The organism is Roseateles sp. AC306, from assembly GCF_979253795.1.
Genome location: NZ_CEEDEB010000011.1, coordinates 1 through 14910, shown reverse-complemented (window position 1 = coordinate 14910; position 14910 = coordinate 1). Strand labels below are relative to the sequence as shown.

Genomic DNA, 14910 nt, shown 5'->3' with positions numbered 1-14910 from the left:
CGAGCGGTTTCTAAATGAAATATTACAGGGTCCTCCCTCAGGCGCGCCGCGCCTGACCGGGCGACACTGCGCAGCGCCGCACCACAAGATTCGGAGACAAGATGAAGTTCCCCCGCCACGCCCTGGCCGCCGCCGTGTTCGCCAGCGCGGCCCTGCCCGCCTTCTCGCAAGCCCCGCCGAAAGCTCCGTTGAAGGCTGAAGTCATCCACTGGTGGACTTCGGGTGGCGAATCCGCCGCCGCCAAGACGCTGGCCGAGGCCTACAAGGCCCAGGGCGGCCTGTGGGTGGACACCGCCGTGGCGCTGGGCGAGCAGGCGCGCTCGGTGGCCATCAACCGCATTGCAGGCGGCAACCCGCCCACGGCCGCGCAGTTCAACACCACGCAGCAGTTCCGCGACATCGTCGACCAGGGCTACCTGAACAACGTCGACGACGTGGCCAAGCGCGACGGCTGGGACAAGTTCCTGCCCGAGACCGTGCTGCAGGCCATCAAGGTCAAGGGCCACTACTACGCCGCGCCGGTCAACATCCACAACATGACCTGGTTCTGGTTCTCCAAGGCCGCCTTCAAGAAGGCCGGCATCGCCGAGGAGCCCAAGACCTTCGACGAGCTTTTTGCCGCGCTGGACAAGCTCAAGGCCGCCGGCATCGTGCCGCTGGCCCACGGCGGCCAGCCCTGGCAGGACGGCATCGTCTTCACCGCCACGCTGGCCCATTACGGCGGCCGCGAGCTCTACCTCAAGGTCTTCCGCGACCGCGACTCCAAGGCCATCCTGGGCGAGGACTTCAAACGAGTGCTGCTCGCCTACAAGCGCCTGCAAAGCTACACCGACAAGGGCTCCCCGGGCCGCAACTGGAACGACGCCACCGCCATGGTCATCAGCGGCCGCGGCGGCGTGCAGATCATGGGCGACTGGGCCAAGGGCGAGTTTGCCCAGGCCAAGCAGGAAGCCGGCAAGGACTACGGCTGCGCCCCCGGCTTCGGGCCCAAGGCGCCGTACATCATCCAGGGCGACGTGATGGTCTTTCCCAAGACCGACAAGCCCGACCAGATCAAGGCCCAGCAGCTGCTCGCCAGCGTCATCACCCAGCCCGCCACCCAGGTCGCCTTCAGCATGAAGAAGGGCTCCATCCCCATCCGCACCGACGTGGACGTCAGCAAGATGGACATGTGCGCGCAGATGGGCGTGGCCGCGATGAAGGACAAGTCGCGCCAGCTCGGCAATGGCGAGATCTACATCACGCCGGACCAGAACGGCGCCTTGCAGGACGTGATCACCGCCTACTGGAACCGCAGCATCCCGGTCGAGAAGGTCCAGAAGGACATCGTCTCCGCATTGCGATGAGGCCCCTCGCCCACTCTCGCCGCGCTGAACGCGCGCGAGCCCGGTCGGTCTTGCAGACCGCGCAGCCGACGGAGCGGCTGCCCTTCGGCAGTCACAACGAGTCCTCAGGACTCGCCGTGTCCTGCCTCAGCCCCCGCGGGGACGGCGATGCTCGCGGCATCGAGCCGCAAGCACATCGCCCGACGGGCCGGCTTGGGAGCGGCCCGGCGCTCGGCCCGAAACACTTCAGCTGGCAACGATTGACATGAAGATTCGCTCCCTCGCGGCCTGGGGCGCCTTGCTGCCCCTGGCCGTCATCGTCGGCGTGGGCTATGTGGGCACGGTGCTATGGACCTTGCGCACATCCATGTCCAGCTCGCGCACCTTCCCGCGTGACGACTTCGTCGGTCTGCAGCAGTTCGAACGCCTGCTGGAGAGCGACCGCTGGCAGCTCGCCATCCACAACCTCGCCGTCTATGGCGCGCTCTACATCGTCGCGGCCATGCTGCTGGGCTTCCTGCTGGCCGTCTTCATCGACCAGAAGGTGCGCGGCGAGGGCGTGCTGCGCACGGCCTTCCTCTATCCCTATGCGATGTCCTTCGTCGCCACGGGCCTGGTCTGGCAATGGGTGCTCAACCCGGAAAGCGGCCTGCAGAACGCGATGCAGCAGATGGGCTGGAGCAGCTTCCAGTTCGACTGGATCGTCGACCAGGACATGGTCATCTACACCGTCGTCATCGCCGGCACCTGGCAAGGCGCTGGGCTGGTCATGGCGTTGATGCTGGCCGGCCTGCGCGGCATCGACGAAGAGATCTGGAAGGCCGCGCGGCTGGACGGCATTCCGACCTGGCGCGTCTACCTGTCCATCGTGCTGCCCATGATGGGCGCGACGCTGGCAACGGTCTTCACGCTGCTGGCCGTGGGCGTCGTCAAGGTCTTCGACACCGTGGTCGCCATGACCCAGGGCGGCCCCGGCATCGCCAGCGACGTGCCGGCCAAGTTCATCATGGACCACCTCTTCAGCCGCGCCAATCTGGGCCTGGCCTCGGCCGGCGCGGTCGTGCTGCTGTTGACCGTCCTCGCCCTCGTCGCGCCGCTCGCCTACGTGCGCAGCAGGCAGGCCGCGAAGGGAGGCCATTGATGGCCAAGCGCAAAGCGACCGCCCGTTGGGCAAGGGTCGGCGTCTACGCCTTCCTGCTGTTCGCCGCAGCCTTCTTCCTGCTGCCGCTCTACATCATGCTGACGACGTCGTTCAAGAGCATGGACGAGATCCGCCTCGGCCAGATCTTCGCCCTGCCCTCGGCGCCGTCGCTGGACGCCTGGCGAGCCGCGTGGAGCGAGGCCTGCACCGGCGTCAGCTGCGAGGGCGTGCGTGGCGGCTTCTGGAACTCGGTGGCCATCGCCGTGCCGTCCATCGTGCTGCCCATCCTGCTTGGCGCCGTCAACGGCTATGCACTGAGCTGGTGGAAGCCCAAGGGCGGCCAGTGGCTGTTCGGCATCCTGATGATGGGCGCCTTCATCCCCATCCAGGTGATGATCTATCCGCTCGTCAAGCTGGAGGCGGCCATCGGCATCTACAGCAGCCTGCCCGGCATCGTCGTCGTGCACCTGGTGTTTGCGATGCCCATCATGACGCTGCTGTTCCGCAACTACTACGCCAGCCTGCCGAGCGAGCTGTTCAAGGCGGCGCGCGTGGACGGCGGCGGCTTCTGGCGCATCTTCGTGCAGCTGGTGCTGCCGATGTCCACGCCCATGCTGATCGTCGCGGCCATCATGCAGATCACCGGCGTGTGGAACGACTACATCCTGGGCCTGACCTTCGCCGGCCGCGAGCACCAGCCGATGACGGTGCAGCTCAACAACGTCATCAACACGACGACGGGCGAGCGCCTCTACAACCTCAACATGGCCGCGACGATCCTCACGTCCGCCGTGCCCTTGTTGGTCTATCTGATTTCCGGCCGCTGGTTCGTGCGCGGCATTGCAGCGGGCGCAGTCAAATGAGTGGCGTGAACATCCAGAGCCTGAGCATCCGCTTCGGTTCCAACGAGGTCATCAAGAACCTCGATTTGCAGGTGCACGAGGGCGAGTTCCTCGTGCTGCTCGGCCCCTCGGGCTGCGGCAAGTCGACGCTGCTGCACAGCATCGCCGGCCTCATCGACGTCAGTGGCGGCAGCATCCACATCGGCGGCCAGGACATGACCGACGCCGAGCCCTCGGAACGCGGCATCGGCATGGTCTTCCAGAGCTATGCGCTGTACCCGACGATGACCGTCGAAAGGAACATGAGCTTCGGCCCGCGTGTAGCCGGCGTGCCCAAGCCCGAGATCGAACGCCGCGTGAAGCGCGCGGCCGACATGCTTCAACTCACGCCGCTGCTGGGCCGCAAGCCGGCCCAGCTGTCGGGCGGCCAGCGCCAGCGTGTCGCCATCGGCCGGGCGCTGGTGCGCGAGGCCGGGGTCTTCCTGTTCGACGAGCCGCTCTCCAACCTCGACGCCAAGCTGCGCGCCGAGTTGCGCCGCGAGCTCAAGCTGCTGCACCAGACGTTGGGCAACACGATGATCTACGTGACCCACGACCAGGTCGAGGCGATGACGCTGGCCTCGCGCATCGTCGTCATGAAGAGCGGCGTCATCCAGCAGATCGGCACCCCGAGCGATGTCTACGAGCAGCCAGCCAATCTCTTCGTCGCCGGCTTCCTGGGCTCACCGGCCATCAACTTCGTGCCGGCCAGGGTCGGTGCGGACGGCGTCTCGCTCGAAGGCGTGCTGCCACTGCAACTTGCCGCCGGCCGCGTGAAGCCGGGCCAGAACCTCGTGCTGGGTGTGCGACCCGAGCATGTGCGCCTGCAGGAGGGCGGCCGCTGGCGCGCCACCGTCCAGCTCGTCGAGCCCATGGGCAACCACCAGGTCGTCTGGATGACGCTGGGCGGTCAAGGCTTCTCCGTCCTCGTGCACGACGGCCGCCGCATCAGCGCGGGCGACGTGCTGGCCTTCGACATCGACGAGTCCTTGCTGAGCGTCTTCGACGCTGCAAGCGAACTGCGCCTGAGCTAACCCACCGCCGCATGAAACACCTCCTTCTGGCCCTGACGGCCGCGATCGCCGCAGCTGCTAACGCTGCACCTGTACGGGCTTTCCTGACCACGGCCGACCAGCAGCAGTTGCTCGCGCCGAGCGCGGTCATCTCGCCCACGAAGGCCGACGCCGTCATCCGCATCGACCCGAAACGCCAGCACCAGCGCATCGCCGGCTTCGGCGCCGCCATCACCGAGGGCTCGGCCTGGCTGATACGCCACGGCATGAGCGAGACGCAGCGCGACGCGCTGATGCGCGAGCTGTTCACGCGCGAGAACGGTGGCGTCGGCTTCGAGCTGACCCGGCTGACCATCGGCGCGTCGGACTTCTCGCGCCGCCACTACAGCCTGGACGACATGCCGCCGGGACAGACCGACCCAGAGCTGAAGAACTTCTCGCTGGCTCCCGAACGCGACGACGTCATCCCCGCGACGAAGCAGGCGCTCGGGCTGAACCCGAAGCTGCAGGTCATGGCCTCACCGTGGAGCGCGCCCGGCTGGATGAAGACGACCGACAGCCTCGTGCAGGGCCAGCTCAAGCCCGAGTTCTACGGCGCCTTTGCCAAGTACATGGTGCGTTACGTGGAGGCGATGAAGGCCGAGGGCGTGCCCATCTTTGCGCTGACGCTGCAGAACGAGCCCCACTTCGAGCCGCCCGACTATCCGGGCATGCGCATGACGCCGCGCACGCGGGCCGACGTGGTCGGCAAACACCTCGGCCCGCTGCTCAAAGCCAAGGGCATGACCACGCAGATCCTGGAGTGGGACCACAACTGGGACGAGCCCTGGAGCCCGCTGTCCATGCTGTCCGACGCAACGGCGCGCCAGTACGTGTCGGGCGTGGCCTGGCATTGCTATGCCGGCGACGTGGCTGCGCAGTCACAGGTGGCCCGGCATTTCCCCGCGCTGGACGTCTGGTTCACCGAGTGTTCCGGCGGCGAATGGAAGCCGCAGTGGGCCGAGACCCTGCCCTGGATGATGCGCAACCTCATCATCGGCAGCACCCGCCACGGCGCGCGTGGCGTGCTGATGTGGAACCTGGCGCTGGACCCGCAGCACGGCCCGCATCTGGGCGGCTGCAAGGACTGCCGCGGCGTCGTCACCATCGACCCCAAGACCGGCAAGGTCACGCGCAACATCGAGTACTACGCCTTCGGCCATGCCAGCCGCTTCGTCCACCAGGGCGCGCGGCGGGTCGATTCCACCGGCGAGGTGAAGGGGCTGGACCATGTCGCCTTCACCAACCCCGACGGCAGCACCGTGCTCATCGTCAGCAACTCGGGCGCCAGGGCGCAGCGCTTCACGGTGCAGGCGCCGGGCAGGCGCTTCGCCTACGAACTGCCGGCCAGCGGCGTCGTCACCTTGACCTGGTGACGCGCGCGGGCCGTCCGGCCCGCCGTGACATCCGGCCGAACTTCTGACAGGGAACTTTTACCCATGGCTTGATCCGGGGCGGCGTCGCTAGGATGCCCCGATGACCGGGTTCCTCTTGATCAGCGCCAGCTTGATCGCCATGCTCGGCGTGGCGTTGCTGGTGCTGGCCAAGCTGGAGCCCGGCCATCCGCACATCAGCGACTGGGGTTGGAGCCACGTGCTGCTGGCCCTGGGCCTGACGCTGGGCGTCGCACTGGCGCCACCCGACCTCAACGCGCTGCGCTACCAGGCGCAGGCCACGGTCGCCACGGCCTGCATCCTCGCGTCGCTGGCGCTGGAACTCGCTGGCGCCGCCCGCTACAGCGGCCGGCCCTGGCGCTGGGCGCGCAATGCGCCGATGTTCGGCGCGCTTCTGGGCGTCATCCTCGCCCTCGCCCTGTTGGACCAGCGCTACGCCGTCGTCGTTGCGGCCCTGGTGCTGACGGGCGGCGCCTGGCTGGCGGCAGCCTGGCTGTGGCGCGGCGGCGCCCGGGCGGAGCGCTTCGTCGCCGCCTGCTTCATTGCCTCGGGACTGGTCCATCTCAGCGGCCCCGTGCTGGACCCGCTGGCCCGCTCCATCGTCACCCACATCCTGGGCACCTATGTCCATGTGGCGCTGGCCATGGCACTCATCCTGATGTCGGTGCGGCGCGCGCATCGCGAGACCGAGCGGGTCAATTCACGGCTGCGTCAGGTCTATGAGCAGTCCATGCAGGGCCTGGTGGTCATCAGCGCGGGCCGTGCCGTCTACGCCAACCCGGCCGCACTGACGATGTTCGGCCTGGAGCAGGTCGGCGTCCGGTCCATCGAGTCCGTCATCGCGCCGGCCGATGTCGACGCCTCCCGCGCGCGCTATGCCCAGCTGATGCGCCAGCGCGGTGGCCAGGTCGCCTGGGAGGGCGAACGCTACCGGTCCGACGGCAGCGCCATCTATGTGCGCGGCGTGTCCAGCTACTTCGAATGGGATGGCGGTCCGGCCCTGATGGTGCTGATGCTGGACGACACCGAGCGCCACCGCGCGACCGAGGCCTTGCGCCGCCAGGCGCTGCACGACGAACTCACCGACCTGCCCAACCGCCACGCCGCGCTGGCCCGCCTGGCCGATCTGACGGCGCCCGGCAGCCCCGGTTTTGCGCTCCTGTCGGCCGACCTGGACCGCTTCCAGCTCGTCAACGAAAGCCTGGGCCATGAGACCGGCGACGCGCTGCTGCAGGCCATCGCCACGCGCCTGCGCGCGGCCCTGCCATCCGACGCGCTGCTGGCCCGCCTGGGCGAAGACCAGTTCCTGTTGTTGCAGCCCGGGGTCGTTGACGACGCCGCTGCCGTGCTGGCCGGCCAGCGCCTGTTGGCGCTGCTGAACGCCCCCTTCACCGTAGGCCACCGCGCGCTGTATGTGCACATGTCGGTTGGCATCGCGCGCTTCCCGGCGCATGGGGCGGACGGCGCGGCCCTGCTCAGCGCCGCAGACATCGCCATGCACCAGGCCAAGCAGCAGGCCGGCCCGGCGGCCGTGGCCTACCAGCCCGGCATGGCGGCCGGCGCGGGCGGGCTGCTGGAGATCGAGCAGGCGTTGGCTGCGGCCATCGAGCAGCAGGAGTTCCAGCTCGACTACCAGCCCAAGTTCGCCGCCCACACCCGCCATCTCGTCGGCTTCGAGGCCCTGGTGCGCTGGCAGCGGCCGGGCCAGGGCCGCGTCAGCCCGGCTCATTTCATTCCAGCCGCCGAGCGCACCGGCCAGATCGTCGCGCTGGGCGCTCTCATCCTGCACCAGGCCGCCCAGCAGCTGCGCGCCTGGCAGCAGCGCGGCCTGGCGGTGCTGCCGGTGGCCGTTAATGTGTCGCCGCTGCAGTTCGAGGACCCCGGCTTCGCCGACTGGCTGCTGGCCCTGATGCAGGCCCACGGCGTGGCGCCGGCGCTGCTGGAGGTCGAGATCACCGAGACCGCCGCCATGACCCACATGGACCGCGTGCTGCCCCAGCTCGCCCGGCTGCGCGAGGCCGGCGTGGGCGTGGCCTTCGACGACTTCGGCACCGGCCAGAGCTCGCTGACCCTGCTGCGCCGCCTGCCCATCACCACGCTCAAGCTCGACCGCAGCATGGTCGACCCCTTGCCCGAGCCCTCGGCTGGCGCCGTCGTGCGGGCGGCCTGCGTGCTGGCCGGGTCCCTGGGCCTGGCCATCGTCGCCGAGGGCGTCGAAACCGAGGCCCAGGCCGCCGAGGTGGAGCGGCTGGGCTGCACGCATCTGCAGGGCTGGCTGCTGGGGCGCCCGCTGGCAGCGGACGTGGCCGGCGCGCTGTTGGCCTAACGTGCCATCCACTCGCCCAAGCGGATCGCGCCGCCGGGCTGCCAGGCGGGGTTGAACTGCAGGTCGCTCTTCTGGAACAGCATGACGACCGTGGAGCCCAGCAGGAAGCGGCCCATCTCGTCGCCCTGGGCCAGCGTGACCTGGCCGGGCTGGTAGTTCCACTCGCGCACCGGCCCGCGCCGGTTGACGGCGCCATGCCAGACGGTCGTCATGCTGCCGACGATGGTGGCGCCAACCAGCACCAGCACCCAGGTGCCTAAAGCGTCGTTCTCGAACACGCAGACGACCCGCTCGTTGCGCGCGAACAGCCCCGGCACGCCGCGCGCCGTCGTCGGGTTCACCGAGAACAGCGCGCCCGGCACATGCACCATGCGCACCAGGCGGCCGTCGGCGGGCATGTGGATGCGGTGGTAGTCCTTGGGGCTGAGGTAGAGGTTGGCGAACAGGCCATCCTGGAACCTGGCCGCCAGTTGCGCGTCGCCGCCCACCAGCGCCGTGGTGGAGAACGCCTGGCCCTTGGCCTGGAAGACCTGGTCGCCCTTGATGCGGCCGACCTGGCTGATCGCGCCGTCCACCGGGCAGACCAGCGGTGCTTCGGCCAGCGGCCTGGCGCCGGGCTTGAGGGCGCGCGTGAAGAAGTCGTTGAAGGTCGCGTAGGCGGTGATGTTGGGTTCCGCCGCCTCGGCCATGTCGACACCGTAGCGCGCCACGAAGCGACGGATCGTCGACGTCGTCATGCCGCCGCGCGGCTTGCTGGCAATGCGCCCGGCCAGGCGCGTCATGGCGCCCTTGGGCATCAGGTATTGGGGGATGACTTTGAGGCGGGACATAGGACGGGAAGTTTACGAGTCGACAATTCGCGGGTATGCCCCTCCTGCACAGTTCCTTCTACCGTTTTACCCCGATGGCCGACCCCACGGCCTTTGCCGGATGGCTGCGCGAGCGCGGCGCGGCACTGGCGCTGGGCGGCGTGGTTCTCGTGGCGGAGGAGGGCATCAGCGCGGCTGTGGCCGGTGAGGCGGAAGCGGTCCACGCCTTCGAGGCGGAGCTGCAGTCGCAACCCGGCCTGGCCGACCTGCACGTCAAGCACAACATCTGCGAGCGCCGGCCCTTCAGCCGCTTCAAGGTCTCGGTCAAGCGGGAGATCGTCGCCTTCGGCATCCCTGGCGTCAGCGCTGAGGACACCGGCAGCCACGTCAGCCCGCAACGCTTTCGCGAGCTGCTGGCCGACCCCGACACCGTCGTGCTCGACAACCGCAACACCTTCGAGTTCAAGCTCGGCCGTTTTCGTGGCGCCATCGACCCCGGCGTCGCCCACTTCCGCGACTTCCCGGCCTATGTCGAGGCGCACCGCGATGAGTGGCAAGGCAAGACCGTCGCGATGTACTGCACCGGCGGCATCCGCTGCGAGAAGACGGCGGCGTGGATGCAGGAACGCGGCCTCAAGGTTGCCCAGCTCGACGGCGGCATCCTGAATTTTCTGGACGCTTTTCCCGACGCGGCGGCCGACTGGAAAGGCGAGTGTTATGTCTTCGACAAGCGCATCGCCATCGATGCAGCAGGACGCGAGACCGGCACCACGGCCGAGCAGGTCTTCAGCGACCCGGCCGATGCCTGGCGGCTGGCGCGGGCCAAGCGGCTGGACCCGGAGGACGGCGCCGCCTGAGATGGAGCACGCTCAACGCGCCGCCGCATGCACCTTGTGCGCGACGGACAGCAACCGCGAGCTCAGCTTCAGGCCGGCGCGTTCGGCACCCTCCAGCAGCACGTCGAAACGCACGCGCCCGCCCACGACCAGGAAATGAATGACGCTGGCACGCGGCGGCGGCTCGCCCGGCGCGCCCTCGCTGACCACCATCAGCCCGCGCCGCGCGTTGGCCGTCTCGCCCTGAGCCAGGAACAGCAGGTGCAGCCCCTGGCCGGCGTCGGCCGCGCGGACGCGCCGCAGCTGCACCGGCCGCGCCAGCACCGTGCGCCCCTGCACGGCCTGGCTCAGCTCGCCGAACATGGCTTCCGAGCCCTGCACGCCAATGACAAAGGGCGCATCCGCCGCGCCCAGTGCGCCGTCGGGCCAGTCCACATAGGCCGTGAACTTGTAGATGAACTCGGCCTTGAGGCGCACCTCGCCGCCGTCGTCGTCTTGCTGGGCGCTGCTGCTGTCGGCCATCAGCAAGCCCAGCGCGAGGGCCAGCAGCGGCCGCCTCTGTACCCCCGTCACGGCGTCCATCGCAGTTGCGCGTAGGCCTCGGGCCCGAAGACGCTGCGGCCCGGTGCGGCATTCGCCTCGGCATGGCGGCCGTGCAGCAGGTTGCGGCCGCCCAGCGTCAGCGCCAGTCGGGGCGTGGCGCGCCAGCCATAGCTGAAGTCCAGCACCGTGTAGGCAGGCACGGCCGGCTGCGGCAGCGCGGCGACATGGCGCAGCGCCACATCCAGTTCATGGCGGTCCGCAGGCTGAAGCGTGGCGCGCAGCTGCCATTGCCGAGGTGGGTCGTTGCCCAGCGCTGATGGCCCCACCGGGTCGGGGCTGCCCGGCTGCACCGCCAGGTTCTGCTGCAGGTGGTTGATGCCCGCGCTCCAGCGCAGCCAGGGCAGCGGTTGCCAGTGCCCCCAGGCTTCCAGGCCCCAGCTGTTGCCGGCGATCATGTTCTGCACCATGGCATTGGGCGGCGGCTGGCCGCTGCGCAGCCCCTGCCACTCGTGGTGGTAGAGCGTCAGCGCATAGCTCAGCGTGCTGCTTGGCTGGCCGCGGTGGCCCAGCTCGACCACGCGCGCAACCTCCGACTTGAAGCCCGGCCCGCCCGCGATGATGAAGGGCGGCTGAGGCGGCAGGCGCAGGTCGCGGTCCAGCCGCGCCGGGGCGCGCACCGCGCGCGACAGCGAGGCCCACCACTGCCAGCGTGCCGACGGCGACCACGCCACGCGCAGCGACGGCAGCGTCTCCCAGCCCGTGTAGTCGTTGTGCTCGAACTTCGTGCCAGCCGTCAGTCGCCAGCCGTCAGCCAGCTGCAGCTCGTCCTGAACGAACAGGTTGTGCCACTGCTGCCGGGTGCGGTCGGGCACGAAGCCGAACAGCAGCCCAGGCGCGATGTGGTCGCGCGCGCTGCGCCAGCCGCTGCCCCAGTCGATCTGGTGCGAGCCCCAGGCCAGGCTGTGCTGCGCCTCCAGGTCCAGCACCGAGAAGCGCGGGCTGTAATAAATCGCATCCTGGCGCCGCGCATGGTCGTAGTAGGCCTGCAGGCGCAGCCGCGAGCCGCCGTCCAGCCGCCCGGTCCAGCGCGCCAGCAGGTTCTCGCCCGACGTGCTCACGCCGCCGCGGTTCTGTGCGCCGGCCATGCGGTCCGCCGTGTCGCCACGATAGACGTCGCCCTGGACGGTCAGGCCGTCGCCGCCCTTGAGCCAGTCGGCGCGCCAGCCCAGCTGCCAGCGCCGCGACCTGTCTGTCACGGTCACGCCAGCTTCGGTCTCGCCGGCATCGCGCTGGAGCAGCTTGGCGTAGGCGCGCCAGTGGCCTTGCAGTGGCAGCTGGCCGCCATGGCGCAGTGCAGCCGCGCGCTCGTCGGTGCCGACATCGACGCGCAGCAGCAGCCCGGCATCCGCAGCCGGCCGGCGGATGATGTTGATCACCCCGTTGACCGCGTTGGTGCCCCAGACGCTGCCGCCTGGGCCGCTGATGACCTCGATGCGGGCGACGTCGTCCAGCAGCACATCCTGCTGGTCCCATTGAACGCCGGAGAAGTACGGCGCGTAGACGGTGCGGCCGTCGATCAGCACCAGCAGCTTGTTGCCCACCGTGTTGTTGAAGCCCCGTGCGCTGATGGCGTACTGGTTGGCATCGATCCGCGCGACCTGCAGGTTCGGTGCCAGCTGCAGCGCCTCGGGCAGGCTGCGCGCGCCGGAGCGCCGTATCGCGTCGGCGCTGATCACGTACAGCGAGGCCGGCACCTGTGCCAGCTTCTCGCGGCGGCGCGACACCGAGCTGATCTCGACGTTGGACAGCTGCTCCAGTGACAGCTCGCTCAGGTCCTGCGCGGCCACAGGGGCAGTCAGCAGCGCCAGCAGCATGGTGGCGCCGCCAGTTCGGCAGTGGCTGGGGCGAGGCTTGTCCTGGTGAGTTGGCTGGCGCACGGATCACCTCCCTGTCGTCCTGGAGCCGGCATGGCCCGGACGGGTCGCGCCAGCATAACAACGCAGTCCGTGGGATGCGGGTTGCGGGCGCACGTCGATAAGCCCGTGGCCGACGGGTTCGCGCGAAAGCCCGACAATCGGCGTCTCTTCGCGAGCACCATCTCATGTCCCACCTGATCGTCCATGGCGGCACGCCCCTTTCGGGCCGCATCACCCCCTCGGCCAACAAGAACGCCGTCCTGCCTATCCTGTGCGCGACGCTGCTGACGAAGCAGCCCGTGCGCCTGCGCGGCGTGCCCGAAATCACCGACGTGAAGAAGATCGTCGAGGTCTTCCGAAAGCTCGGCTCGCAGGTCGAGCTGGACTTCAAGACCGGCATCCTCGACGTCCACCACCGCGACACGCATTTCGACCCGGCGACTGACCGCCTGCCCGAGGAGATGCGTTCGTCCATCATGCTGGTGCCCGGCCTGATGGCCCGCTTCGGCGCGGCGCGCATCGAGGACGACGTCAAGGGCTGCACGCTCGGCGCGCGCGAGATCGACCCGCATGTGGAGGTGTTCCAGCGCTTCGGCGCCAGCGTCGAGCGCCATCCCGACGGCCTGGTGGTGCGGGTGGTGCACCAGGCGGAGGTGGGTGCCCCCAGCGGCCGACTGCAAGCCAACGACCACTGGACCGACTACGCCTCCGTCACGACGACCGAGAACTTCGTCCTCTGCGCGGCGCTGGCCAATGGCGTCTCCACGCTGACCAACGCCGCCAGCGAGCCGCATGTGCAGGAGTTCTGCAACTTCATGTCGCTGCTGGGCGCGAAGATCGACGGCCACGGCACGTCCAAGCTGAAGATCACCGGCGTGGCCGAACTCGGCGGCGCCGACTACACCTTCACCGAGGACTTCCACGAGATCGTCACCTTCCTCGCGTTGGGCGCCATCACCGGCGGCAATGTGCAGGTCAAGAACGGCGCGCCGGAGATGTTCCCGCTGCTGGACCGCACCTTCGCCAAGTTCGGCGTGCAGATCGTTCATGAAGACGGTTGGAGCCGCTGCGTGACCGACGGCCCGCTGAAGGTGAAGGAGCCGTTCACGCGCAACATCCTGCAAAAGGTGGAGGCCGCGCCCTGGCCCTATGTGCCGGTGGACCTGCTGCCCATCTTCGTGGCCCTGGGCGTCAAGGCCGAAGGCAGCGTGATGTTCTGGAATAAGGTCTACGACGGCGCGATGGGGTGGACGAGCGAGCTGGCCAAGTTCGGCGCGCATGCCTTCCTGAGCGACCCGCACCGCATGATCACCTTCGGCGGCAAGCCGCTGAGCCCGGCCGAGGTGGAGAGCCCCTACATCATCCGCGTCGCCATCGCGCTGCTGATGGTGGCGGCCAGCATCCCGGGCAAGAGCGTGATCAAGAACGCCACGCCGATCCGCCGCGCCCACCCGAATTTCGTCGAGCACATCGGCGAGCTCGGCGCGCGCATGGAGTGGGTCGAGGGCGATTGACCATGCGCCGGGCATGGGCCCTCGCGGCCCTGCTGATGGCGGCAGTGGCGCACGCCGACACCATCCGCTGGGTCGCACAGGACGTGTCGCCGCATTTCAGCTTCGTCCAGGGCCACGCGCCGCGCAACGTTGCCGAGCTGGGCCACGGCGAGGTGGACGGCTTCATGCGCGTGCTGCTGGCGCGCATGCCAAGGCAGCAGCATGAGTTCGTCGCGGCCACCACGACCCGCTATGAGGCGCTGAGCCGCAGCGGCGCAACGCTGTGCTCCACGCTGCATGTGCGCACGCCGGCACGGTCCAGCTGGCTGTACTTCTCGCACCTCTATCCGCCGCTGGTGTCGCGGGAGATCCACGTCATCGTGCGGCGGGACGCACTGGCGCAGCTCACGCCAGGCCGGCCGGCGGACGGCCGCGTCGTCTTGGCCGACCTGCTCAAGCGCCAGGACCTGCGCCTGCTGCTGGCGCGCGACCGCGCCTTCGGCCCGCAGATCGACAAGCTGCTGGCGCAGCAGGTGGTGCCGCGCCTGGCCGTGGGTGCCCAGCTCAGCAACCAGCTGCTGGACATGCTGCGTGCCGGCCGCATGGACTACGTGCTGGAGTACCCCTCCGTCGTCGATGACTACCTCAGGCGCGCAGGCACGCCCGATGCCCTCGTCGCGCTGCCGGTGGCCGAGGGCCGCAGCACGCTGCTGGCCACCGTGTCCTGCAGCCGCACGCCGGAGGGCCTGCGCCACATCGAGGCCATCGACGCCGCTGTGCGTGCGCTGGCACGCGAGCCCGATCGCGACGCCTGGGTGCGGCAGTGGCGCGGCGACAAGGTCGACCCGGTCGACATGAAGCGCCTGAACGCCTACATGGACGAGCGCGCCCGCGGCGGCCCGCGCATCGAGTAACCCCAACCCCGACGGTCGACCGCTCGCCATGACCCGCACCATGAGTTGCCTTGACACCCGCATGTCGCCGGCCGACCGCATCACTTCGGCCACCAGCGCTGCACGCCCGCTGGACGGGCGCTTCGGCCCGCTGGCCGCGTTGCTTCTCCTTGTGGGCGTTCGCCCACGTCGTCGGCGCGCCTTGCCATCGGCCCGCCTCGCCCGCCCCTCCGACGTGCCCAACCGCCGGATCTAGGTTGAAAAAGGCGCGCCCCGCCGAAGCGGGGCGCGCCTGTCGGCG

The 14910-nt window shown here is 69.2% G+C and carries 13 protein-coding genes; 10 read left to right on the top strand and 3 right to left on the bottom strand.

The window, feature by feature from the left end; all coding sequences use genetic code 11:
- Positions 1-101 precede the first annotated feature (101 nt).
- The 6 genes from AC0IZJ_RS19725 to AC0IZJ_RS19700 all read left to right on the top strand — a co-directional run bounded on the left by AC0IZJ_RS19725 (position 102) and on the right by AC0IZJ_RS19700 (position 8119).
- Positions 102-1346: an ABC transporter substrate-binding protein gene (locus AC0IZJ_RS19725; RefSeq protein WP_471853031.1), complete on the top strand. Its 1245-nt coding sequence runs from the start codon at positions 102-104 to the stop codon at positions 1344-1346.
- A gap of 244 nt (positions 1347-1590) precedes the next feature.
- Positions 1591-2466, top strand: a complete 876-nt coding sequence (locus tag AC0IZJ_RS19720; RefSeq protein WP_471853030.1) for a carbohydrate ABC transporter permease — start codon at positions 1591-1593, stop codon at positions 2464-2466.
- Positions 2466-3329, top strand: coding sequence for a carbohydrate ABC transporter permease (locus AC0IZJ_RS19715; RefSeq protein WP_471853029.1), 864 nt, complete (start codon positions 2466-2468; stop codon positions 3327-3329). The genes AC0IZJ_RS19720 and AC0IZJ_RS19715 overlap by 1 nt, the downstream gene beginning before the upstream one ends.
- Complete coding sequence (locus tag AC0IZJ_RS19710; protein ID WP_471853028.1) at positions 3326-4381, top strand: ABC transporter ATP-binding protein; 1056 nt, start codon at positions 3326-3328, stop codon at positions 4379-4381. Before AC0IZJ_RS19715 ends, AC0IZJ_RS19710 begins: the two co-directional genes overlap by 4 nt.
- An 11-nt stretch (positions 4382-4392) precedes the next feature.
- The gene (locus AC0IZJ_RS19705) at positions 4393-5775 is read left to right on the top strand and encodes a glycoside hydrolase family 30 protein (RefSeq protein WP_471853027.1); all 1383 of its coding nucleotides are present in this window, start codon (positions 4393-4395) and stop codon (positions 5773-5775) included.
- A 100-nt stretch (positions 5776-5875) separates the two neighbouring features.
- Positions 5876-8119, top strand: coding sequence for a putative bifunctional diguanylate cyclase/phosphodiesterase (locus tag AC0IZJ_RS19700; protein WP_471853026.1), 2244 nt, complete (start codon positions 5876-5878; stop codon positions 8117-8119).
- Here AC0IZJ_RS19700 and asd read toward each other — a convergent pair.
- Positions 8116-8949, bottom strand: a complete 834-nt coding sequence (asd, locus tag AC0IZJ_RS19695; RefSeq protein WP_471853025.1) for an archaetidylserine decarboxylase — start codon at positions 8947-8949, stop codon at positions 8116-8118. The two genes, AC0IZJ_RS19700 and asd, sit on opposite strands and share 4 nt — an antisense overlap.
- A 35-nt stretch (positions 8950-8984) precedes the next feature.
- On the opposite strand from asd, the gene trhO reads away from it, so the two are divergent.
- On the top strand, positions 8985-9785 hold the full coding sequence (gene trhO, locus AC0IZJ_RS19690; protein WP_471853024.1) for an oxygen-dependent tRNA uridine(34) hydroxylase TrhO: 801 nt from the start codon (positions 8985-8987) through the stop codon (positions 9783-9785).
- Positions 9786-9797: 12 nt separating this feature from the next.
- On the opposite strand, the gene AC0IZJ_RS19685 is transcribed toward trhO, so the two are convergent.
- Positions 9798-10346: a TOL_0243 family YfiR-like periplasmic protein gene (locus AC0IZJ_RS19685; protein WP_471853023.1), complete on the bottom strand. Its 549-nt coding sequence runs from the start codon at positions 10344-10346 to the stop codon at positions 9798-9800.
- Positions 10334-12244, bottom strand: a complete 1911-nt coding sequence (locus AC0IZJ_RS19680) for a TOL_0244 family TonB-dependent receptor (protein ID WP_471853022.1) — start codon at positions 12242-12244, stop codon at positions 10334-10336. Before AC0IZJ_RS19680 ends, AC0IZJ_RS19685 begins: the two co-directional genes overlap by 13 nt.
- A gap of 164 nt (positions 12245-12408) precedes the next feature.
- Between AC0IZJ_RS19680 and AC0IZJ_RS19675 the strand changes: the two genes are divergently transcribed.
- Genes AC0IZJ_RS19675 through AC0IZJ_RS19665 form a run of 3 tightly spaced genes read left to right on the top strand, consistent with a single transcriptional unit; the run spans position 12409 to position 14865 of the window.
- A complete protein-coding gene (locus AC0IZJ_RS19675; RefSeq protein WP_471853021.1) occupies positions 12409-13737 on the top strand; it encodes a UDP-N-acetylglucosamine 1-carboxyvinyltransferase in 1329 nt (442 codons plus the stop codon).
- A gap of 2 nt (positions 13738-13739) precedes the next feature.
- Entirely contained in the window at positions 13740-14630 is an 891-nt protein-coding gene (locus AC0IZJ_RS19670; RefSeq protein WP_471853020.1) for a hypothetical protein, read from the top strand.
- A 40-nt stretch (positions 14631-14670) separates the two neighbouring features.
- Complete coding sequence (locus AC0IZJ_RS19665; protein ID WP_471853019.1) at positions 14671-14865, top strand: hypothetical protein; 195 nt, start codon at positions 14671-14673, stop codon at positions 14863-14865.
- Positions 14866-14910: the final 45 nt, after the last annotated feature.

Bases quoted from the DNA above. Each gene is read 5' to 3' on its own strand.
- AC0IZJ_RS19675 (WP_471853021.1), top strand. From the start codon at position 12,409: ATGTCCCACCTGATCGTCCATGGCGGCACGCCCCTTTCGGGCCGCATC.
- AC0IZJ_RS19715 (WP_471853029.1), top strand. From the start codon at position 2,466: ATGGCCAAGCGCAAAGCGACCGCCCGTTGGGCAAGGGTCGGCGTCTAC.
- asd (WP_471853025.1), bottom strand. From the start codon at position 8,949: ATGTCCCGCCTCAAAGTCATCCCCCAATACCTGATGCCCAAGGGCGCC.
- AC0IZJ_RS19665 (WP_471853019.1), top strand. From the start codon at position 14,671: ATGAGTTGCCTTGACACCCGCATGTCGCCGGCCGACCGCATCACTTCG.
- trhO (WP_471853024.1), top strand. From the start codon at position 8,985: ATGCCCCTCCTGCACAGTTCCTTCTACCGTTTTACCCCGATGGCCGAC.
- AC0IZJ_RS19720 (WP_471853030.1), top strand. From the start codon at position 1,591: ATGAAGATTCGCTCCCTCGCGGCCTGGGGCGCCTTGCTGCCCCTGGCC.
- AC0IZJ_RS19725 (WP_471853031.1), top strand. From the start codon at position 102: ATGAAGTTCCCCCGCCACGCCCTGGCCGCCGCCGTGTTCGCCAGCGCG.
- AC0IZJ_RS19685 (WP_471853023.1), bottom strand. From the start codon at position 10,346: ATGGACGCCGTGACGGGGGTACAGAGGCGGCCGCTGCTGGCCCTCGCG.
- AC0IZJ_RS19710 (WP_471853028.1), top strand. From the start codon at position 3,326: ATGAGTGGCGTGAACATCCAGAGCCTGAGCATCCGCTTCGGTTCCAAC.
- AC0IZJ_RS19705 (WP_471853027.1), top strand. From the start codon at position 4,393: ATGAAACACCTCCTTCTGGCCCTGACGGCCGCGATCGCCGCAGCTGCT.
- AC0IZJ_RS19700 (WP_471853026.1), top strand. From the start codon at position 5,876: ATGACCGGGTTCCTCTTGATCAGCGCCAGCTTGATCGCCATGCTCGGC.
- AC0IZJ_RS19670 (WP_471853020.1), top strand. From the start codon at position 13,740: ATGCGCCGGGCATGGGCCCTCGCGGCCCTGCTGATGGCGGCAGTGGCG.